The organism is Streptomyces monticola (assembly GCF_042665355.1).
GTDB classification, from domain to species: Bacteria; Actinomycetota; Actinomycetes; order Streptomycetales; family Streptomycetaceae; genus Streptomyces; species Streptomyces monticola.
In genome coordinates, this window is sequence record NZ_JBHTCF010000009.1 from 189553 (window position 1) to 210646 (window position 21094).

17 protein-coding genes are annotated in these 21094 nt (G+C 72.1%); 12 read left to right on the forward strand and 5 right to left on the reverse strand.

Annotated elements, in window-relative coordinates:
• The first annotated feature begins 7 nt into the window (after window positions 1-7).
• A complete protein-coding gene (locus tag ACFQVC_RS22100) occupies window positions 8-1231 on the forward strand; it encodes a CaiB/BaiF CoA transferase family protein (protein WP_381832846.1) in 1224 nt (407 codons plus the stop codon).
• Between the two features lie 87 nt (window positions 1232-1318).
• Here the strand turns inward: ACFQVC_RS22100 and ACFQVC_RS22105 are convergent, their stop codons facing one another.
• The 3 genes from ACFQVC_RS22105 to ACFQVC_RS22115 all read right to left on the reverse strand — a co-directional run bounded on the left by ACFQVC_RS22105 (window position 1319) and on the right by ACFQVC_RS22115 (window position 3160).
• On the reverse strand, window positions 1319-1588 hold the full coding sequence (locus ACFQVC_RS22105) for a hypothetical protein (protein WP_381832849.1): 270 nt from the start codon (window positions 1586-1588) through the stop codon (window positions 1319-1321).
• A 115-nt stretch (window positions 1589-1703) separates the two neighbouring features.
• Window positions 1704-2618 (reverse strand): anti-sigma factor, encoded by a 915-nt coding sequence (locus ACFQVC_RS22110; RefSeq protein WP_381832852.1) that lies wholly within the window; start codon window positions 2616-2618, stop codon window positions 1704-1706.
• Window positions 2615-3160: a sigma-70 family RNA polymerase sigma factor gene (locus tag ACFQVC_RS22115; protein ID WP_381832855.1), complete on the reverse strand. Its 546-nt coding sequence runs from the start codon at window positions 3158-3160 to the stop codon at window positions 2615-2617. Before ACFQVC_RS22115 ends, ACFQVC_RS22110 begins: the two co-directional genes overlap by 4 nt.
• Window positions 3161-3386: 226 nt before the next feature.
• On the opposite strand from ACFQVC_RS22115, the gene ACFQVC_RS22120 reads away from it, so the two are divergent.
• The 5 genes from ACFQVC_RS22120 (at window position 3387) to ACFQVC_RS22140 (ending at window position 9863) form a co-directional block, all read left to right on the forward strand.
• Window positions 3387-4913, forward strand: a complete 1527-nt coding sequence (locus tag ACFQVC_RS22120; protein WP_381832858.1) for a DUF4331 domain-containing protein — start codon at window positions 3387-3389, stop codon at window positions 4911-4913.
• Between the two features lie 34 nt (window positions 4914-4947).
• Window positions 4948-5133, forward strand: a complete 186-nt coding sequence (locus ACFQVC_RS22125; RefSeq protein ID WP_381832861.1) for a hypothetical protein — start codon at window positions 4948-4950, stop codon at window positions 5131-5133.
• Window positions 5130-6470 (forward strand): tetratricopeptide repeat protein, encoded by a 1341-nt coding sequence (locus ACFQVC_RS22130; protein WP_381832864.1) that lies wholly within the window; start codon window positions 5130-5132, stop codon window positions 6468-6470. Before ACFQVC_RS22125 ends, ACFQVC_RS22130 begins: the two co-directional genes overlap by 4 nt.
• A gap of 80 nt (window positions 6471-6550) precedes the next feature.
• On the forward strand, window positions 6551-8035 hold the full coding sequence (locus tag ACFQVC_RS22135) for a nickel transporter (RefSeq protein WP_381832867.1): 1485 nt from the start codon (window positions 6551-6553) through the stop codon (window positions 8033-8035).
• Window positions 8036-8066: 31 nt separating this feature from the next.
• A complete protein-coding gene (locus ACFQVC_RS22140) occupies window positions 8067-9863 on the forward strand; it encodes a serine/threonine-protein kinase (RefSeq protein WP_381832870.1) in 1797 nt (598 codons plus the stop codon).
• On the opposite strand, the gene ACFQVC_RS22145 is transcribed toward ACFQVC_RS22140, so the two are convergent.
• On the reverse strand, window positions 9847-10656 hold the full coding sequence (locus ACFQVC_RS22145) for an SGNH/GDSL hydrolase family protein (RefSeq protein ID WP_381832873.1): 810 nt from the start codon (window positions 10654-10656) through the stop codon (window positions 9847-9849). The two genes, ACFQVC_RS22140 and ACFQVC_RS22145, sit on opposite strands and share 17 nt — an antisense overlap.
• Before the next feature lie 387 nt (window positions 10657-11043).
• On the opposite strand from ACFQVC_RS22145, the gene ACFQVC_RS22150 reads away from it, so the two are divergent.
• The 6 genes from ACFQVC_RS22150 (at window position 11044) to ACFQVC_RS22175 (ending at window position 19547) form a co-directional block, all read left to right on the forward strand.
• Complete coding sequence (locus ACFQVC_RS22150; protein WP_381832876.1) at window positions 11044-11406, forward strand: hypothetical protein; 363 nt, start codon at window positions 11044-11046, stop codon at window positions 11404-11406.
• Window position 11407: 1 nt separating this feature from the next.
• On the forward strand, window positions 11408-12502 hold the full coding sequence (locus ACFQVC_RS22155) for a GNAT family N-acetyltransferase (RefSeq protein WP_381832879.1): 1095 nt from the start codon (window positions 11408-11410) through the stop codon (window positions 12500-12502).
• Window positions 12503-12930: 428 nt separating this feature from the next.
• Window positions 12931-13758 (forward strand): glycosyltransferase family 2 protein, encoded by an 828-nt coding sequence (locus ACFQVC_RS22160; protein ID WP_381832882.1) that lies wholly within the window; start codon window positions 12931-12933, stop codon window positions 13756-13758.
• The gene (locus tag ACFQVC_RS22165) at window positions 13755-14834 is read left to right on the forward strand and encodes a glycosyltransferase family 2 protein (RefSeq protein WP_381832885.1); all 1080 of its coding nucleotides are present in this window, start codon (window positions 13755-13757) and stop codon (window positions 14832-14834) included. The genes ACFQVC_RS22160 and ACFQVC_RS22165 overlap by 4 nt, the downstream gene beginning before the upstream one ends.
• A 20-nt stretch (window positions 14835-14854) precedes the next feature.
• Window positions 14855-15628 carry a polysaccharide deacetylase family protein gene (locus ACFQVC_RS22170; RefSeq protein ID WP_381833167.1) on the forward strand — a complete coding sequence of 258 codons (774 nt, stop codon included), beginning with the start codon at window positions 14855-14857 and terminating at the stop codon, window positions 15626-15628.
• Window positions 15621-19547, forward strand: a complete 3927-nt coding sequence (locus ACFQVC_RS22175) for a lipopolysaccharide biosynthesis protein (RefSeq protein ID WP_381832888.1) — start codon at window positions 15621-15623, stop codon at window positions 19545-19547. Before ACFQVC_RS22170 ends, ACFQVC_RS22175 begins: the two co-directional genes overlap by 8 nt.
• Before the next feature lie 24 nt (window positions 19548-19571).
• Here the strand turns inward: ACFQVC_RS22175 and ACFQVC_RS22180 are convergent, their stop codons facing one another.
• On the reverse strand, window positions 19572-20987 hold the full coding sequence (locus ACFQVC_RS22180; protein ID WP_381832891.1) for a GH39 family glycosyl hydrolase: 1416 nt from the start codon (window positions 20985-20987) through the stop codon (window positions 19572-19574).
• Window positions 20988-21094: the final 107 nt, after the last annotated feature.

Consider the following 21094-nt stretch of genomic DNA (forward strand, 5'->3'; position numbering starts at 1 on the left):
TTGAAGCATGCAGATACGTCCGCGGTCCCCGCAGCCGCTCCCGCAGCCGCACCCCCTCGACGGCATCACGGTCGTCGCCGTCGAGCAGGCGGTGTCGGCGCCCTTCGCGACCCGTCAGCTCGCCGACCTCGGCGCCCGTGTCATCAAGGTCGAGCGCCCCGACGGCGGCGACTTCGCGCGCGGCTACGACATCGCGGCGCGCGGTCTCGCCTCGCACTTCGTATGGGCCAACCGCGGCAAGGAGTCCCTGGCGGTCGACCTCAAGGATCCACGGGGTCTCGCTGCGGTACGCGCGCTCATCGCCGACGCCGATGTGTTCGTGCAGAACCTGGCGCAGGGCGCGGCGGCCCGTCTCGGCCTGGACGCGGCGACCCTGTGCGCCGCGCATCCCCGGCTCGTGGCGGTGGACATCTCGGGCTACGGGGCGGGCGGCCCGTACGCGGACAAGCGGGCCTACGACATGCTCGTACAGTGCGAGGCGGGTCTCGTCTCGGTGACCGGCACCCCCGGGCAGCCGGTCAAGGCCGGGATCCCGGCGGCCGATATCGCGGCCGCGATGTACGCCTTCTCCGGGGTACTCGCCGCGCTGCTCCGGCGTTCGACGACCGGGCTCGGCGGCCCGGTGGAGATCTCCATGCTGGAGTCGCTCGCCGAGTGGATGGGGCACCCTCTGCACCACGCGATGCACGGGGGCGAGCCGCCGGCGCGCACCGGTCTCGCGCACGCCGTGATCGCGCCCTACGACGCGTACGCGACGGCCGACGGAGCGCGGGTGCTGCTCTCGGTGCAGAACGACCGGGAATGGCGGCGCCTCGCCGAACTGGTGCTGCGCCGCCCCGAGTTGGCCCTCGATCCGGCGTACGCGACCAACGCGGCACGCACGGCGCACCGGGCGGCGACGGACGAACTGGTGGCGAAGGCGCTCGCGGAACTCGACGCGGACACGGCGGTCGAACGCCTTGAGGAGGCGGGCATCGCGTGCGCGCGGCTACGGGATCTCACGGAGGTCGCGGCCCATCCGCAGCTGGCGGCCAGGGAGCGATGGCGCGAGGTGGGTTCACCGGTGGGGCCGCTGCGGGCCCTGCTGCCGCCGGTGACACTGCCGGGCGGGGTGGAGCCGGTGATGGGGGATGTGCCTGCGCTCGGCGAGCACACCGGGGCGCTGCTGCGTGCCGTGGGGATGTCGGACGCCGAGATCGCAGCGATGCGCCGGGACGGTGTTCTCGCCTGAGCGCGGGCGGTGGTCGGATATGTGGCCCGCGGCTGCGGGCCCACACTGTCCTGCTTCTTCGCTTGTCCTGCTCGTGCCCGCGGCGGCTCAGCGGCCGCCGAAGAGCGAGCGGGTCAGCCGCCTCAGCGGCGCGAAGAGCGAGACCTTCCGCACACGAGCACCACGGCTCGTACGCTCGTGCGCCACGTCACGTGTCGTGAGCTCACGCATCAGCGTCGTCGCCTCCGCCGCCTCGCGCTGCGGGACGGCGGGACCGCCCAGCACCGACAGATGGCGGTCGAGACGAGAGCTGGTCGCGCTGCTCCCGCAGGTGATCGCAGGGACACGCGCCCTGCTGCGCACTGTTATCTGTTCCATGTCACTCCCCACCCGTACGAGGGCACCCGGCCCGGGCAGGTTAACCCTATCGCCCCTCAACGACACTCGTGTATCCCGGTCGCAGGATTCACCTCCCTCTTAAGGAGGTTGACCATTACTCTCCGAATACGCCTGATTCCAGGGCGACTTGGACAAGTGGTGCGGTAGTGGGCCGTGGTGACCCACCGTCGGGTTCCTCGGTGACCGCGAGCCCGGTGGACCGGGCGTCGAGACCCCGGGCCAGGAGCGGCCGTTCGCCGTCGAGAAGGCCCAGGGAACGGGCCCTCCCGTGGCCGGTCTGCCACAGCTGGTGCACCTTCCCGCGCGGCGGCCCGGCGACACCTGTGACGATCACCACTGCGCGGTCGAGCGCGGGTGAGGCGAGCACGGAGACGGCGGCGCCCCCGCGGCCCCTGCCGCTGCCGGCGTGGGCGTCGGGCGCGGCCAGGACCCGGGCGATCCCCTGGGCCTGGGCGCGGTCGTCGGCGAGACGGGACCGCGCCTGCTGCAGCTGGACGCCGAGGAGCACGGCGGCCAGCAGCGCGAGGGCGGCGGCGGACGCGGTGAGGAAGGCCACGGCGGCCGCGGGTGACCGTCCGCGCGGGCGCCTCGGCGCCGGGGCGTCCGGGGCGTCTGGGGTGTCCGGGGCGTCCGGGGCGTCCGGGGCGGACTCCTGCTGGATGGCCCGTACGGGCAGTGCGTCCTGCCGGGTGGTCCTTACGGCCGGTGCGGACTCCTGCCGGATGGTCCGTGCGGCCGGTGCGGACTCCTGCCGGATGCTCCGTGCAGCTCGTACGGGCTCCTGTTCCGTGGTCCGTGCGGCCGCGAGCACCCGCGCGCGCAGCCCGGCCGGTGCGGTGGCGGCGGCCGCGCAGGCCAGGCGTACCGTTCCCGCCTGCAGCGTGCGCAGTTCGGCTGCACAGGGCGCGCAGCGGCCCAGATGCCGGTCGAAGCGGCGCAGTTCGCGCGGCTCCAGGGCGTACAGGGCGTAGGGCACCGCCAGGGCGTGCACGTCACGGCGCAGGTTCACGCGGTTCCTCCGTCGAGGCAGTGCCGCAGCCGCAGGAGTCCGTCGCGCATCCGGGTCTTGACCGTGCCCAGGGGCAGCGAAAGGTGTCCGGCCACTTCGCGGTACGTGTAGCCGTCGTAGTAGGCGAGCGTCACGGACTGGCGCTGCAGGGCGGTGAGGCGGTCCAGGCAGCGGCGCACCCACTCGCGCTCCAGGCCCGCTTCCACCTCTTCGGCGACCTCGTCGAAGGCGGGGGTCACGGCGCGCCGGGCGGCCCGCTGCTCCCGCTCCCCCGCGGCGCGGGCCGCCCGCACCCGGTCGACGGCCCTGCGGTGGGCGAGGGTCAGGATCCAGGCGAAGGCGCCGCCGCGCGCGGGGTCGAAGCGGGCGGCGCAGCGCCACAGTTCGAGCAGTACCTCCTGGGTGACCTCCTCCGACTGCGCCGGATCGCGCAGCACTCTGCGGACAAGCCCGTAGACCGGGCCCGATACCCGTTCGTACAGCTCCTCGAATGCCCGGTGGTCCCCACGGGCCACCAGCGGCAACAGCTCTTCCGGCTCCACCGCCCCCCCCCCTTTCGTCCTCGGGCATTCGGAGCGCGGTCCGGGGCGGATGGCCGCCGGAGCGGCCCGTGCGCGAGCAAGGAGCGGGCAAGAGCGCGCCGCGGGACACGGCGCGGGACGGGCCAATCCGCCCGGCCGTGGTCCCCGAATGGCCTGCATCGGCGCTGCCGACGAAGGACGCCGCGACGACGGACGCCGCGGCGCACGCAGACGAAGGACGGATGCGATGAAAGCAATCGCCAGAAGCGGGCCCGGACGAAGGAGTCTGGCCGCGCTGGTCTGTGGCGCACTTGCCGCCGGGGGACTCGCAGCCGCCGGGGCGGCCGCGCTGCAGCCGGGCACGGCCGCCGCGTCGAGCCACCGGGAGGCCCCGCTGATCTCCGGGCAGCCGGAGTACGACAACACGGACGTGTACGCGTTCGTCAGCCCCGACAAGCCCGACACCACGACCCTTGTCGCCAACTGGGTCCCCTTCGAGGAGCCGGCGGGAGGCCCGACCTTCTACCCCTTCCCCAAGGACGCGCAGTACGACGTGCACATCGACAGCGACGGGGACGCCCAGGGAGATCTGATCTACCGCTGGACCTTCGACACGAAGGTGAAGAACGGCAACACGTTCCTCTACAACACGGACCAGGTCACCTCGCTCGACGACCCGGACCTCAACGTGACGCAGTCGTACGACATCGACGTGCTGAAGCTCAACAAGCAGAAGGTCGTCTCCACGGCGAAGATCGCGAACGATCTGCCGATCGCGCCCTCGAACGTCGGCAAGGCGTCCATGCCCAACTACCAGAAGCTGCGCGACCAGGCGGTCCGCAAGACGGCCGACGGCTCGACCTCTTACGTGGGCCAGGCCGACGACCCGTTCTTCCTCGACCTGCGGGTCTTCGACCTCCTTTACGGCGGCGACCTGTCGGAGGTCGGACGGGACACCCTCAGGGGCTACAACGTGAACACCGTCGCCCTGCAGGTGCCGACCGCCAAGCTGGTGCAGTCCAAGGACCAGCCTGTGGTGGCCGTGTGGTCCACGACGCAGCGCAAGAACGCCGCCGGCAAGTGGACACAGGTCTCCCGCCTCGGTGCACCGCTGGTCAACGAGGTCGTCGTCCCGATCAAGGACAAGGACAAGTTCAACGCGTCCTCGCCCTGGGACGACGCGCAGTTCGCGAAGTACGTGCAGAAGCCCGAACTTCCCAGGCTGATAGAGAAGTTCTACAAGATCAAGGCACCCAAGGAACCGCGTGACGACCTGGTTTCGGTGTTCCTGACCGGTGTGAAGGGCCTCAACCAGCCGCCGAACGTGCGGCCCGCGGAGGCACTGCGCCTGAACACGGCGATCAAGCCCGCCGCAGCCCCGAAGCGGCTCGGCGTGATCGACGGTGACAACGCCGGTTACCCCAACGGCAGGCGCCTCGCCGATGACGTCGTGGATATCTCGCTGCAGGTCGTGGAGGGCGAACTCGTGGGCGCCAAGAACGACTTGGGTGACGCGGTCGACGTCAACGACAAGGCGTTCGGCAGCACGTTCCCGTATGTCGCCCTGCCCACCGCGGGCTCCCGCGGACCGGTCGCGGGCAAGGGGGACGACCCGGGTGTGGCCCGCAGTCAGCTGACCGGCGGCGCGGCGGTCACGCGGCCCGCTGACGACGACACCGTCGTCCTGATCGCCTCGGCGGCGTCCGGAGCGGCGGGCGTGCTGCTCATCGGCTCCGGCCTCCTGTGGTGGCGGACGCGGCGGTCCACCGGGTGACCGCCCGGCGGCCCTGAAAACCGGCGTGGCCCGCGTGGGTGCTGTTCCCCCTCGCGCGGGCCACGCCTTCCAGCGGTGCGGACGACGTCGTGGCGGCAACGCCGACGACGCCGACGAGGACCACAAGGCCGACGAGGCCGACGAGGCCGACGAGGCCGACGAGGCCGACAAGGACCACAAGGGGGCGGACGTGAACTGGGGGCTGAGGTGCGGGACATGAGTGGGCGCTCGCGGCGGTACGGACGGGTGCGGGCGGCGGGGGCGGCGCTCGTCCTGGCGGGGGTGCTGAGCGTGGGCGGGGCCGTCATCGGCGGCGCCACGGGGGCGCCGGAGCCGGTGCGCACGGCGCCGCCCGCTGCCGATCCGGCACGGCTCGGGGCCGCGGACCTGGATCGCGCGGTCAGCGCCCTGCAGGACCATCTGCGCTCCCAGCCAAGGGACTTCACCTCGTGGGCGAACCTCGGCACGGCCTATGTGGAGCAGGCCCGCACGGACGGCGCCCCCTCCCGGTACCCGCAGGCCGAGCGGGCGCTCTCCCGCTCGCTCGGCCTGCGTCCCGGCAACGACGCGGCCCTCGCGGCACGCGCGGGACTCGCCGCCGCGCGGCACGACTTCACGGGGGCGCTGCGCGACGCACGGGCGGCGCTCACGGCGAACCCGTACAACGAACGCGCCCTGGCCCTGCGGATAGACGCGCTCGTCGAGCTGGGCCGCTACACGCAGGCCGAGCGGGCCGCCGCCGAGGCCGACGCGCGGCGCCCCGGCATCCCCGTCTTCACTCGGTACGCGTATGTCCTGGAGCTGCGCGGCGACACGAAGGGCGCCCGTGAGGTCCTCAACCGGGGCCTCGCGTCGGCGAGTTCGCCTCCCGACCGGGCCTACGTGGCGACGGCGCTCGGCCGCCTTTCCTGGCAGCGGGGTGCCTATGAGCGCGCCCTCGGCCACTACGCGACGGCACTGCGGGCGGCACCGTCGTATCTGCCCGCCCTGGAGGGCCGGGCGGCGGCACGGGCGGGCACGGGCGACACGGCCGCCGCCATCGGGGACTTGGAGCGGGTCGTACGCCGGGCTCCGCTGCCAGGGCCGCTGGTGGCCCTCGGCGAGCTGTACGAGGCGAAGGGCCGCGAAGCCGCCGCCCGGCGCCAGTACGCGCTGGTCGGCGCCTGGACCTCGCTCGCCCGCGCGAGCGGCGTCAACACCGACCTGGACACGGCGCTCGCGGCCGCGGACCACGGCGACCGGCGCGCGGCGCTCACGGCCGCCCGCGACGAGTGGCGCCGCCGGCACACGGTCCACACGGCCGACGCCCTCGCCTGGGCGCTGCATGTGAACGGCCGGGACGCGGAAGCACTCGCCCCCGCCCGCCGCGCCACGGCCCACGGCCTGCGCGACGCGACCCTCCTCTACCACCGCGGCGTCATCGAGCAGGAGACCGGCCACAAGTCCGCCGCCCAACGTCTGCTGTCGGCGGCCCTCGACCTCAACCCCCGCTTCTCGCCGCTGGGTTCACGGGACGCGCGGGAGCGCCTCACGGCGCTGCGGGGTGAGGGGTCATGAGGCGGGTCGTCATGCGGGGCGTCAGGCGGATCTGGAGACGGGGCGTGGGGCGGGGCGTAGGGCGGGACATGAGGCGGGACATGAGGGCGGTCACGAGCGGTACGCGAAGGGCGCGCCGCGCCGGGCCGTATGCGGCGGTGCTCCTGGGCGCGCTGCTCGCCCTGCTCCTGCTGCCCGCGCCGGCCGCGAGCGCGCACCCCCTGGGGAACTTCACCGTCAGCCGCTACGACGGGATCGTGGTCGCCCCGGGGCGGCTGCGGGTCGACCACGTGGAGGACCTGGCGGAGATCCCGGCGACACAGGCCGCCCCTGACATCAAGCGCATGGGCAGGGACAGTTGGGCCAGGGAGCGGTGCCTGACCGCGGCCCGCGGGACAAGGGTCCTGGCCGACCGGCGCCCCGTACGCCTCACGGTGGACACCGGTCTCGCGCGGGTACGGCCGGGCCAGGCGGGCCTGACGACGCTCAGGGTGGAGTGCCGGCTCGGCGCGGCCGTACCCCGTGGCGCCGAGGCCGTCACCTTCCGCGGGAGCGGAGAGCCGGGCGGCTGGCGGGAGATCACCGCCCGCGGCGACCGGATGACCCTCAAGGCGTCCACGGTGCCGCGCGACTCCGTGTCCGCGCGTCTGACCCGCTATCCGCAGCGGCTGCTCGCCTCGCCGCCCGACCGCCGCGACGCCGCCTTCCGCGTCGCTCCCGGCGGGCCCGCGCTCACCGACGACCGGCGCCCCGCGGCTCCTGCCGGTGTCCTGCCGCGCGGCGCCGACCGCTGGACACAGGCCCTCACCGCGCTCGTCGCGCGGCACGACCTCACCCCCGGTGTCGCCGCGCTCGCCCTCGGCACGGCCGTCCTGCTCGGCGCCCTGCACGCGCTGGCGCCCGGCCACGGCAAGACCCTCATGGCGGCCACCGCGGCGGCGGGCGGCCGCAGTTCGCTGCGGGACGTGCTCGCCCTGGGCGCGTCCGTGACCGTCACCCACACCCTCGGCGTGTTCGCGCTCGGCGCCCTGGTGACCGCGGGCTCGGCGGCGGCGCCGTCGGTCGTGGCCTGGCTCGGGCTCGCCAGTGGCACCCTGGTGACGGCGGCGGGACTCACGCTGCTGCGCAGGGCGTGGCGGCGGCGCGGGGGCGGGGGCGCGCACGGTCACGGGCACGACCATGAACACGGGCACGGCCACGAACACGGTCACGGTCACGGGCACCCTCGCCCCCACACCCACACCCGCCCCCCGAGCCTGCGCGGCATGGTCCTGCTCGGGTTCGCCGGGGGCCTGGTGCCGAGTCCCTCGGCGGTCGTGGTCCTGGTGGGCGCCGCCGCTCTGGGCCAGGCGTGGTTCGGTTTCCTGCTGGTCCTCGGCTACGGCGCGGGCCTCGCCCTGACGCTGACCCTGGCGGGTCTGGCCGTGGTGCGGGTCGGCGGGCGGGCGGCCCGTGCCCTGGCCGCCCGCAGGAAAACGCGGGCGGTACGGCTCGTGCAGCGGGCCACTCCCTTCGGCACGGCCTGTGTGGTGGTCGCGCTCGGTTGCGGATTGGTGCTCAAGGGGGCCGCAAATGCGCTGAGTTGAGGTAGTTTTCTGAGGAATGGCTCGGCTGCGGATGGGGGGTTCGCCCGTGAGCGAAGAGCCGGGCAGTGAGGGCCGGGAGCGAGTCATCGGAGGCCGCTACCGCCTTCTGTCCGCACTGGGCGAGGGCGGCATGGGCACGGTCTGGCGTGCCCGAGACGAGGTGCTGCACCGCGAGGTGGCCGTCAAGGAGGTGCGCGCGCCGGCCGGGCTGCCCGCGAGCGACGTCGAGCGGCTCTACACCCGTCTGGAGCGGGAGGCATGGGCCGCGGCCCGCGTCTCGCACCGCAATGTGGTGACGGTCTACGACGTGGCGACCGAGAGCGGCCGCCCCTGGATCGTCATGGAGCTGGTCCGCGGCCTGACCCTGTCCGACGTCCTGGAGGCGGAGGGGCCCCTGCCGCCCCAGCGGGCCGCCAGGATCGCCGCCGACGTCCTGACCGCCCTGCGCAGCGCGCACGGCGCGGGCGTGCTGCACCGTGACGTGAAGCCCGGAAACGTCCTGCTTTCCAACGACGGCCGGGTGGTCCTGACGGACTTCGGCATCGCCATGGTCGAGGGCAGTTCGGCGCTCACGATGACCGGCGAGGTCGTCGGCTCGCCCGAATTCCTGGCCCCGGAGCGGGCGTTGGGCCGCACCCCGGGCCCGGAGTCCGATCTGTGGTCCCTCGGCGTGCTCCTGTACGCGGCGGTCGAGGGATACACGCCGTTCCGGCAGGACACCCCGCTGTCCACGCTGCGCGCGGTCGTCGACGAGGAACTGCCGCCGCCGCGCCGAGCGGGCCCTCTCACTCCCGTCATCGAGGGGCTCCTGCGCAAGGACCCGGCCGAGCGGCTCTCGGCGGCCGACGCGGAGCACGATCTACGACTCGTGGGCGCGGGCGGCACCCCGCGCAGCGGCCAGGCGTTCGCCGCCGCGCCCTACACGCCGACGGTCACCGCCGGGCCGCACACTCCCCCGACGCCGACCCCGACCCAGTCCGCGACACCGGCACCGGCCGCCTTCATGGCGGCCGGCCCCGCGGAGGGCGCGACCACCACCACGTCACCGGCACCACGGCAGCGCCGCGCCGCCATGGCGCTGATCGCCGGTCTGGCCGCGGTCGCGCTCGCCATCGCAGGTATCACGTACGCCCTCGTCAACCGCGACAACGGCGGCGGAGGTTCCAACGGCGGTGGCAGCAGCGGCGGTTCGGGCGGCTCAGGCAACGGCGGCAATGCGAGCAACGGCACGGGCGGCGGAAGCGGCGACGCTTCGAGTCCGGGCGGCGACGGCGGCGGAAGCGGTGACGGCGGCACGGACAGCGGCGGCAACGACGGAGGAGGAGGGGACGGCGGAGGCGACGGCGGGGGCGACAACGGCGGCGGCAACGGCGGGACGAACCATCCGCCGCAGTCCGTGAAGGTCACCCTCAGCGCGATCCGCGGCAGTTACTCGGGGACGTGCCCGCCGCCCGCGGCCGAGGCACCCGCCTTCACGGCGACCTTCACGCTCGGCCGCACCCCGGTCACCGTCGAATACCGCTGGGTGACCGGGAGCGGGGATTCCTCCGACCCCGGCTGGAAGTCCTTCTCACTGCCCGCGGGCGGCCAGAAGACCCGGCAGGTCAACCATGTCGAGACGGGGTACGAAGCGGGCGGCCAGCTGCACAACAGCGTCCGCGTCGAGGTGCGCAAGCCGCTCGCGGCACAGTCCAACTCGGTGGCCTACTCGGTGACATGCGAGGAGGAGCCGCCGACGGACGGGGGCTCCTACTCGCCGAACCTCACTCAGCGATCCGCGGTCGTCCGCGCGCAGCGGACCACGGTGACACTCACACGGCGCCGCTGAAGGTGGGCAGATAGCCACCCGACTGGCCGGAGGCCGTGGGGTGGTAGGACTCGCCGATATTGCCCCAGTTGACACTGTGCAGCCAGGAGGCGCCCGAGCAGATCTCGTGCCCGGTGAAGGCCGGGGTCACATCGGCGAAGGTGAACCCGTGGTCGGCGGCGCGCTTCGCGGTGGCCGCGTTGAGGTGGTCGGCGGCGCCGTTTATGGCCGACCTCTCGTTCTCGGTGAGCCCGGCCGCGCAGCTGCCGCCGAGCTTGTAGAAGCGGGGATAGCCGAGCACCACCACATGAGCGCTCGACGCCTTGGTGCGGATCGCCGAGTACGTCGAGTCGAGCTTGCCGGGGAGCGTGGTGTCGACGTAGCTCTTGGCCTGGTTGACGCGGTTGATGCAGGTGCTCTCGGACTGCAGCACACAGGTCGTCATGACATCGGCGAAGCCGGCGTCATTGCCGCCGACGGAGATCGAGACCAGCGTGGTCGCCGAAGTGAGCGGTCCGAGCTGGGAGTTGACGACATCACCCGTACGGGCGCCGGAGCAGGCGGTGAACGAGAATGAGGAGGGTGAGTGGGCGTTCGCCCACAGAACGGGGTAGGCGCGGGTGCTGCGCTTGCAGTTGCCGCTTCCGCTGTCGTAGTTGCCGGCGCCGACGCCGGAGGAATAGGAGTCACCGAGGGCCACATAGCTCTCGGCTGCCGCCTCTTCGGCGGCGAGTGCGGGGCCGGCCCCGGTGAGGGCGAAGCCGCCGGCGAGGAGTAGAGACGACACATAGGCCGTGATTCGGGACAGTCTCATGGAACCTCCCTTAGCAGGATCTCTGCCTCACCTGTGGTAGCACGCACCACAGGTGACCAGGTGTGAACATGCCAAGAAACTTCGGCATGAACACCTTCACGCGAGTCGGGATTGACCAGCCGTCAAGCAGGAACACGAGCAACTCCTGTCCTGTGACCGGTAGGTGACCCAGCGTTGAAAACCCTGCCCCGTGGGCGCCTTCGGCATCTTGACGCGCCGTCTCCGCCTGCGCGACATTGAAGCCCGGCATCCGGCGCTTCGGGGGGCGAAGGCCGGCATCCGGTGCGTCGGGGGGCAAAGTCGCCAATGCAGCCCATCAGTGACAACCCATCAGCAGGGGACAGAGCGTGGCCGGGAGGCACGCGAAGGACCCCCGGCACTGAGTACATGCCCGTTTTCGCGGGTGCGGCCGTCGCCGTCGGCGCGGTCGGTCTCTTCCTCGGGCTCATCGATCTCGACTCCCCGCTGCGCGCGCCGTTCGTGCTCTTCTTCCTGATCACCGCGCCCGCGGCCGCCACCGCAACCGCCTTGCGGAGGATGGAACCGTGGGGCCGTGCGGTGGCGTCGTGTGCAGCAGCGGCCGCAATCGACCTGCTGGTCGCCCAGACGATGCTCGCCCTGCACATGTGGTCGATCCGCGGCGGTATCGCGGCAGTTGCCGCGATCAGCCTCCTCATAGCTCTACTCGCACTGGTCCGGCGCCCGCCCCATGGGCGACCGGCGCAGGACCTCAGGAGAAGGGCCTCCTGAAGTGGACATCAGCGTGTACCGCCCCGGCGAACTCACGAGCTCCGACCGGGCGGCGTGGACGGCGATGCAGTCCAAGGCCCATCTGCACGGCGCGCCAGGGCTCGCCAACCCGTTCCTGGCACCCGAGTTCACCGACGCGGTGGGCCGCTGCCGGCGCGGGGTGCGGATCGCGGTGGTCCGCGAGGACGGCGAGCCCGCGGCGTTCTTCCCGTTCCAGCGCACGGCGGCGGGCGTGGGCCGCGCCGTGGGCCTCGGCCTCTCGGACTGCCAGGGCATGGTGCACCGCCCCGGCTTCACCTGGGACGCGCTCGACGTGCTGCGGGCCGCCGGTCTCGCCGTGTGGGAGTTCGACCATCTCACCGAAGGACAGCGCCCCTTCGAGCGCTGGGCGACCGGCTCCTTCCCGTCGCCGGTGATCGATGTGGACGAGGGATACGCCGTCTATCTCGACCACCTCCGAAGACGCTCGCCCAAATTCACCCGGCAGACCCTCGCCAAGGAACGCCGCCTCGTCCGCAACGTCGGCGCCCTGCGCTACGTACACGACGAACGCGACCCCGCGCTGCTCCGCACCCTGATGGCCTGGAAGTCCGCGCAGTACCGGAGAACCGGCCGCGGCGACCGCTTCGCGCACGCCTGGATCGTCGCCCTCGTCGAGCGGCTCTTCCACACCCGCACCGACTCGTTCGCCGGACTGCTCTCCGTTCTCTACGCGGACGGCGCACCGGTCGCCGCGCACTTCGGACTGCGCTCCGAGCGGGTGCACACCTGCTGGTTCCCCGCCTACGACCCGGCCTTCGCGAAGTACTCCCCCGGCCTCCTGATGCATCTGCACATGGCCGAGGGCGCCGCCGCCGACGGGGTCGCCTATATCGATCTGGGGCGCGGCAAGAAGGAGTACAAGGACTCCCTCAAGACACGTGAACTCGGCGTGTCCGAAGGGTGGGTGACACGCCGTCACCCCGTGGCGTACGGGCACCGGGCGCGCCGCGCCCCGCTCCGCGCGCTGCGCAACACCGTGCTGGCCCGACCCGAGCTCTTCGAGCCAGCCGATCGTCTGCTCAAACGGATCGGAAAAGTCCGCTCCGGCGGCTGATCACGGTGGAAAAAGAGGAGCGCATGACAAAGAAGTCGCTCCGCCCGCATCGGTGGAAGTAAGGCCAAAACGCAGAAATGTGGGGGCTCGTTCCAGGCCTTGCCATAGGAACCCAATCATCAATACCGTCGTACATCCACCCGCATCGGCCCATCATGCACACGGCTCCAGGGGAGGGCTCAAGAGCCACGGTGGTACCGGCGCGGGGCGCGGTAGGGGGGTGCCGTGCTCGGGGCCGCAACTGTCCCGAGTCGCGTGCCGCGCGGCCAGCTTTGCCAGCTCATCCGGCCCGCACGGAGACGCACGGAGATCGCCTCCGTGCGGTCACAGCCAGACCGTGCTGCCGGGTGAGAACCCCCCTTTCGAACCGGAAACTCATCCGGGCCGCCCGGGGGCGGGCGGTCCACCGGCGAGAGGGAAGCAGACTCGTGAGCTCTTTTGTGCGCCCGGCCGCACCGGGCGAAGAACCGTTAACGGAGCCGCACCAGAGGGGGAAGTACCGTCCGGTCTCCACTCACCTGGCGATAGCGCCGCCGGTGAGTGTCGTGATCCCCGCCATGAACGAGGCGGAGAACCTGCCGTATGTCTTCAAGACGCTGCCCGACTGGATCCACGAAGTGGTCCTGGTGGACGGCAACTCCACCGACGACACGGTCGCGGTGGCCCGTGAGCTGTGGCCGGACGTCAAGGTCGTCGAGCAGCGTGGCAAGGGCAAGGGGGATGCCCTGATCACCGGCTTCGAGGCCTGCACGGGCGACATCATCGTGATGGTCGACGCGGACGGCTCCGCGGACGGCCACGAGATCGTCAGCTATGTCTCCGCCCTGGTCTCGGGCGCCGACTTCGCCAAGGGCTCGCGCTTCGCCAACGGCGGCGGCACCGACGACATGACGCCCATCCGCAAGCTCGGCAACCATGTCCTGTGCTCGGTGGTGAACGCCAAGTTCGGCGCCCGCTACACCGATCTCTGCTACGGGTACAACGCCTTCTGGCGGCACTGCCTGGACAAGATCGACCTGGACTGCACGGGCTTCGAGGTGGAGACCCTGATGAACATCCGGGTCGTCAAGGCGGGCCTGAGAGTCCAGGAGATACCGAGCCACGAGTATCTGCGCATCCACGGGGCCAGCAATCTGCGTGCCGTGCGTGACGGCTTCCGGGTGCTCAAGGTGATCCTCAAGGAGCGCTCCAACCGCCGCTCGCAGCGCCGCGCGAACCTCGTGGCGCTCAACACGCGCCGAGGAGAGCTCTCTTGACGGACCGGCACGCAACGGGGGATGTCTCCGTCGTCATCTGCGTCTACACCGAGGACCGCTGGGAGGACATCCTCGCGGCGGTCTCCTCGGTGCGGGCCCAGTCCCTGCCGGCGCGCGAGACGCTGCTCGTGGTCGACCACAACCAGGCGCTCCTGGAGCGCCTGGTCCGTGAGTTCAAGGAGGCGCGGGAGGTGCGGGTGCTCGCGAACGCGGGCCCCCGCGGCCTGTCCGCGGGCCGCAACACCGGTATCGCCGCCTCGTACGGCGAGATCATCGCGTTCCTCGACGACGACGCGGTGGCCGAACGCGACTGGCTGCTGCACTTCGCCGCGGGCTACCGCGATCCGCGGGTCATGGCGGTCGGCGGCCGCACCCTGCCCATCTGGGCCTCGGGGCGCCGGCCCGGCTGGTTCCCCGAGGAGTTCGACTGGGTCGTCGGGTGCACGTACAAGGGGCTGCCGCGGGGCCGGGTGCGGGTGCGCAACGTGCTCGGCGGCAACGCGTCGTTCCGGCGCAGCGCCTTCGACACGGCGGGCGGCTTCGCCACCGGCATCGGCCGTGACGGCGACAAGCGGCCCCTGGGCGGCGAGGAGACCGAGCTGTGCATCCGGCTGACCCGGGCCAGACCGGACGCCGTGCTCCTGATCGACGACCGCGCGGTGATCCACCACCGGGTGCCCGCCGTGCGCGAACACTTCCGCTACTTCCGCAGCCGTACGTACGCGGAGGGCCTGTCGAAGGCGCTCGTGGCCCGAAGTGTCGGCGCCGACAAGGGACTTGAGTCGGAACGCCGCTACACGACACGGGTACTGCCCGCGGGTGCCGTCCGCGGACTGCGCGACGCACTGCTCGGCCGGCCCGGTGGTGCGGGCCGCGCGGGCGCGATCGTGACCGGCGTGCTCAGTGCGGCGGGTGGGTACGTTCTGGGCACCGTCAGGGCACGGCGCGCCGGACTGTCCTTCGCCGTCGCCGAGGTGCCGCGCCCACAGGCGGGCGCCTCGGGCGCCGGACCAGGCAGCCCTTCCGGCTCCAACTCGCCGACGGCGAGCGGTACTTCACGCGGAGGTGAACCGTGAGCGAGCCGGTCCCCATCCTCATGTACCACGCCGTCGCACACGCCCCCGCGCCCGCGGCGCACGGCCTGTCCGTGGCACCGGGCGCCTTCGCCGAGCAGATGGAGGTGCTCGACGAGCAGGGGTTCACACCGGTGACGACGGCCCAGCTCGGCGCGGCCTGGCGGGGCGGGCCCGCGCTGCCCCCCAAGCCGGTCCTCATCACCTTCGACGACGGCTACGAGGGCGTGCACGGCCACGCGCTGCCCGTGCTCGCCAAGCACGGCTTCACGGCCACCGTGTTCGTCACCACGGGCTGGCTGCGCGGCCCCTACGACACCGGGGGCGCCCTCGACACGATGCTGGACTGGCCCCAGGTGCGGGACCTCGCGGCGGCCGGACTCGAGATCGGCGCGCACAGCCACACCCACCCGCAGCTCGACCAGCTCCCCGAGGACGACCTGTGGCGGGAGCTGCTCAGGCCGAGGGAGATCGTGGAGGCCGAGCTCGGTACCCGCCCGGCCTCCCTGGCCTTCCCCTACGGCTACTCGGACCGCGCCGTGCGCAGCACGGTCCGCGGCGCGGGCTACGCCCAGTCGCTCGCGGTCGGCAACACGCTCGCACGGCGCCCCCAGGGCCCGTATGCGCTCAGGAGGCTGACGGTGAGCCGCAGCACCACGGCCCAGGAGTTCGCGGCGATCGTCGAGGGCCGGCTCATCTTCCGCACCTTCGCCAGGGATCGCACGCTCACCAAGGGGTACGCGGTCGTCCGCAGAACCCGACAGGTCCGCCGGAAGGCAGCCCGCCACCGTGTCTGACACGACCACCGCCCAGGCCGACACCGGAGCGAACCGGACGGCCGCAGCGACCGGGGCCGAGGACCGGCCCGGCCGTGGACTGCGGCTGCCCGGAAGCGTCGGCGGCGGCAGCCCGCTGTTCCGCAACGCCTATGCGCTGATGCTGAACACCGGTATCTCCGCCGTGCTCGGCCTGGGCTTCTGGCTGGCCGCCGCCCGCTACTACTCCGAGTCCGCCGTCGGCCAGGGCTCCGCGGCCATCGCCGCGATGAAGCTCCTCGCGGGCCTGGCCGCGCTGACCCTGATGGGGGCGCTCGCCCGCTTCATCCCTGTCGCCGGACGCACCACCGGACGGCTCATCTTCCGTACGTACGCGGGCAGTTCACTGGTCGTCGCGCTCGCGGCCGGGATCTTCCTGCTCACGCTCGACCTGTGGGGCCCCTCGTACAAATTCCTGCACGGGCCCGTGCACGGCATCGGGTTCATCCTCGCGGTGGTCGCCTGGTCGCTGCTCACGCTGCAGGACGGCGTCCTGACCGGGCTGCGCAGCGCCCTGTGGGTGCCGGTCGGAAACACCGTGTTCTCCGCGGTCAAACTCGTCCTGCTCGTCGCCTTCGCCGCCGCCATCCCGACCGCGGGCGTCTTCGTCTCCTGGGTCGCGGCCATCGCGGTGTCCGTACTGCCCCTGGGCTGGCTGGTGTTCCGGCGCCTGGTGCCACGGCATGTGAAAGCCACCGAGGAGAAGGCGGAGCCGCCGACGGCACGCCAGATCGGGCGGTTCCTCGCCGGGGACTACACCGGCTCGCTGTTCTCGCTCGCCGTGGTCTACGCGGTGCCGGTGATCGTCGCCGCGCAGGTGAGCTCCGCCGACAACGCGTACTTCTACATCACCACCACCATCGGCGGCACCGTCAATCTGCTCGCCATCAACATGGGCGCGTCCCTGACCGTGGAGGGCTCGCACGACCCGGGGCAGCTGGCCGCCAACTGCCGTGCTGCGCTGCGCCGGATGGCCCGGATCATGCTGCCGGTGTGCGCGCTGCTGTTCTTCGGGGCGCCCTACATCCTGGGCGTCTTCGGGCAGGGGTACGCGGACGCGGCGACGCCGCTGCTCCGCTGGTTCGCGATCGGCGCGCTGCTGCGCGTGGTCATCGAGACGTACTTCGCGGTGCTCAGGGCACAGAGCCGCACCTCGCCGCTCGCCTATTTGCAGGGCGCGCTGTGTGTGCTCGTCCTCGGTCTGACGCTGATCCTGCTGCCCCGTATGGGACTTACCGGCGCCGGTGTCGCCGAGGTCTCCAGCCTCACGGTGATCGCGGCCATCGCCGGGGTCAAGCTGTACGGCATCGTACGGACCGCGCCCACGGCCCCGCGGCGCCCGGCCGTGGCACCGGACGGCGACCTCGCGGACCTGGGCACGCCCGCCGACGGCACACAGGTCCTGGGCGCGAAGTCCGCGGGCACCAAGGGCCTCGGCACCAAGGTCCTGGGGGCGCGGGACCTGGGACAGCGGCCCACGTGGGCCCTGCGGGCCGCGCTCGACTCGGACACCCTGCAACTGGGCATACAGCTCGACTTCGACCATGTGGAGCGCCGGCCCGATGTGCGGCCGCGCCTCGGCACTCCCCCGCACGGCACGCCCGCCGCTTCGTCCGTCCCTCCCTTCGCCGCTTCCTCCAGTTCTCCCTCAGCCTCTCCCTCCGGTGCTTCATCCGCCTCTCCCCCCGGTTCTTCCGGGCCGGGCGAGGACGTGGCGGACCACCGGCCGACCTGGGCGATGAAGGCACCACTCATGCCAGCGCCCCGGCCCTCCTCGACTCCCGTACCGGAACCGTCGCAGGAGGCGAGCGCGAAACCGGCGAGCGCGCCCGCACCGCCGGAGCCCGCACCCGCACCCGTACCGGAATCGGCGGACCCCGCGACAACGCCCGTACACCGCCGCCCCTACGCCGTGATGCTGCTCCTCGCCGTCGCGCTCGGGCTGTTCTGGATTCCGGTGCTCGGCCTGGGCGAGGCCGATCTGGACGGCATGGGCGGACTCGGCCTGATCTCCGCCCTGTCCCCCGTGACCCTCGCCGGCGCCGCACTTCTCGTGGTGGCCTTCGCCGTGCTCCTGCGGCACGAACGCCCGCACCGCGCACTGCTCGCGGTCGTCCTGCTCGCCACCCTCTTCTCGCTGCACGCGCTGCCCGCGGTGATCGAGGCGGAGCCGCGGTTCGCCACGGCCTGGCAGCACCTCGGCTTCATGGAGTACATCGACCGGACCGGTTCGGCGGTGCCCGACCTGGACGCGCGCTGGAGCTGGCCGGGGTTCTTCGCGGCGGCCACCTTCGTGGCCGAGGCCTGCGGTGTCTCGGACATGTCCGGAGTGATCCGCTGGTGGCCGGTGGCCATGCAACTCCTCTATCTGGCCCCGATGGTGCTGCTCACCCGCTCCCTGCGGGCGAGCTGGCGGGCCAAGTGGACCGGCCTGTGGATCTTTGTGCTCAGCGGCTGGGTGGGCCAGGACTACTTCTCGCCGCAGGGCTTCACGTATCTGCTCTACCTCGCCTTCGCGGCGATCCTGCTCGTCTGGTTCCGGGCCCCGCGCATGCTGGCGGCCAAGCGCCGCCCCGGTGAGGCGGAGGTGCTGCCCAGCACCCGGGCCCAGCGCGCGACGCTGCTGCTCGTCCTGGTCGCCCTGTTCGCGGCGACGGTCCCGGCCCACCAGCTCACCCCGTTCGTCATGCTCGGCGTGCTCGCCGCCCTCGTCCTGTTCGGGCGCAGCGAACTGCGCGGCCTGCCCATCCTGTTCGCGGTCCTGGTCGCCGTATGGGTGGGCTTCCTCGCCGAGCCGTACTGGTCGGGGCACTTCGACGAGCTGTTCGGCGGCATCGGAGGCGTCGGCGGCAATGTCACGTCATCCGTCTCCGGCCGTATCGAGGGCGGCAGTTCGACCCATCAACTCGTGCTCTACGCGCGCGTGGCGCTGGCCGGCTCGGTCCTTGCCCTGGCCTGCTGGGGCTGGTGGCGCCGCCGCACCCACAAGTACGCGGAGCGCTCGCTCCTCGTCCTCACCTTTGTGCCGTTCCTCGGCTTCGGAATGCAGTCGTACGGCGGCGAAATGGCGCTGCGGGTCTTCATGTTCGCGCTGCCGGGCGCGGCCCTGCTCGCGGGCCTCGCGCTGTTCCCGCGCGCCGGGGTCACCGCCGGGGAACGCGAGAAGGAACGCCGCAGCCCGGCCCCGCTGGCGGCGCTGCTCGTCGGTCTGCTCCTGGCGGGCGGCTTCCTGATCGCCCGCTGGGGCAACGAGACCTTCGAGCGGACCAGGCCGGGCGAGGTCGCGGCGATGGAGTACGTCTACGACCAGGCCGACCCGACGGTACGGCTGCTCTGGATGAGCAACGACACCCTCGACAACGTCACGCCCGCGCTGCCCTGGGGCAAACAGGACATGGAGAAGGTCAGTTACGTCCCCACGCTCGCGCCCACCGACCCCGTCCTGGTCTCCGGTCTGGTGAAGGCGCTCAAGGACGAGGGCCCGGGCTCCCTGCTCCTGGTCAACAAGAGCCAGTCCGTGTATCTGCACCTGGACGCGGGCTATCCCCGCGACTGGGACGCCCGCCTGATCCGCAATCTGGACGAGACGCCCGCGCTGAAGAAGGTCTACGCGAACAAGGACGCCTCGCTCTACACCCTGAGCAAGCAGCCGGACGGGGCGGTGCCGAAGGCCGATCCGGGGCCGATCGGGCCCCAGGTGACCTGGACGCCGTGGTCGGTGGTGGGTGCACTGGCCGCGCTTGCCACGATCACGCTCCTGGCCGGACGCGAGGTGGTCAGGGTGGCGGTCCGCCCGGGGGTGCGCCAACTCCAGTGGCTCCAGTCGAGCTTCTGGTTCTCCTTGCCCCTGCTGGCGGTGCTCTTCGCGTCCTTGGTGCAGCGCTTCATCACGATGGCGTGATCGAGGGGCGGGTCGGGGGAACCGTCACCGCTTCAGCCAGCGGACCTCGTACCCGTCCATCTCGAACCGCTTCCCGTCCACTTTCGCGGAGATCCCCCGCGACAGCGTGTTCACCACCAGGACGGCGTCCTCGTCCGCGAGCACGCGAACGTTCGGGACATCGTCCTCGGCGACGGACACCTTCTCGTAGCGGGTGCCCGGCGGGAACTCCTTGCTGAACCGCGACACCAGGCCCAGCATGGGCAACCGCGTGCCCCCGTCCGCCAGTTCCGTGGAGCGCCACAGACAGCCCGCGCACTCGGCGGTCTTGTTCTGCGGGTTCCAGTAGAAGCCGGTGGTCGCCCCGCCACGAGCCATGGCGATCATGCCGGCGGCCTGCACGGCGACGCGCTGCGGCTCCGGCCAGCCGTCCCGGTCGTCGTCGTCATCGCCGGGCTCCACGTAGTACTCGGCCCACCACAGCGGCAGATCGCCGCTCTCCCGGCGCACCCAGCGGCTGACGGCGGTGAGCTTCTCGGTGGCCGCGAAGGCGTCGGGCAGCAGCGCGTCGTCGACGGTGTAGCTGGAGCCGTCGACGACCACGAAGTCCGCGCCCGCCTTGTGTTCGTTCCAGTACCGGAACGCGTCGAGGACCCGCTGGTCCGCGCTGCCCCAGGCGCCCTTGAGGTCCCGCGCCGCGTTCTCGTCCTGGCGTGGGTCGAGGCTGTCCATGACCAGATAGGGGCCCCCGACCAGGATGTCCTCGTTCACCTTCTTGAGCTCTTTGTGGACGAGGTTGTAGAGCTCGGTGTAACCCTCGTGGTCCCAGCGGGCCTTCGCGGAGTTCCAGAAGCCCTTGAACTCGTTCCAGACGATGAAGTGGCGTACGTCCGGATAGCGCTTGGCCACGGTGGCGGCCAGCTTCGCGAAGTCGTCGTAGTGCTCGCGCGCCGGCGCGGTCTCCAGGGCGGACTGGCTCCAGTCGGTGTTGTCGACCCCGGCTTCGCCGCCCTTCATCCAGTCCGGCGCGCAGCACAGGGTGATCACCGGGGTGCCGCCGGTGGCGCGGACGAAGTCGACACGGCGGTCCATGGCCTCGAAGTCGTAGAAGCCCGGCTTGGGTTCGGGATTGTCGGCGCCCCAGCCCATGATGTGCTGGAGCTGCGGCAGCCGCTGCCCCGAGAGGAGCTTGCGGGCGCGCGCGACCGCCGCGTCCTCCCCTTCGTCCGCGCTGTTCGCCGTGTGCGTGAAGCCCCAGCCGAGCTCGGGCCGGGGGGCGCCGGACGGCATGCGCGGGGTGCCGTGCACCTTGTCGCCGGCGCGCGTGGTGCCGTCGGTGGAGCCCGGGTCGTCGGGCAGGGTGCTGAGCGTCAGCACCAGGGCCAGGACGGCGAGACCCACACCGAGCAGGGCGATGAGCCGCCACCGCCCTGCCCCCGATTTCCACCCATGACGTCCCATCAAGGGCAAGAGTAACGAAGGGAGTTGGCGGAATGGCAGACTCCGCTGAGACGGCTCCATAACGGTGCGCGGGCTGCGGCGCCCGCCGTTCGAGCCCTCGCCGGCGC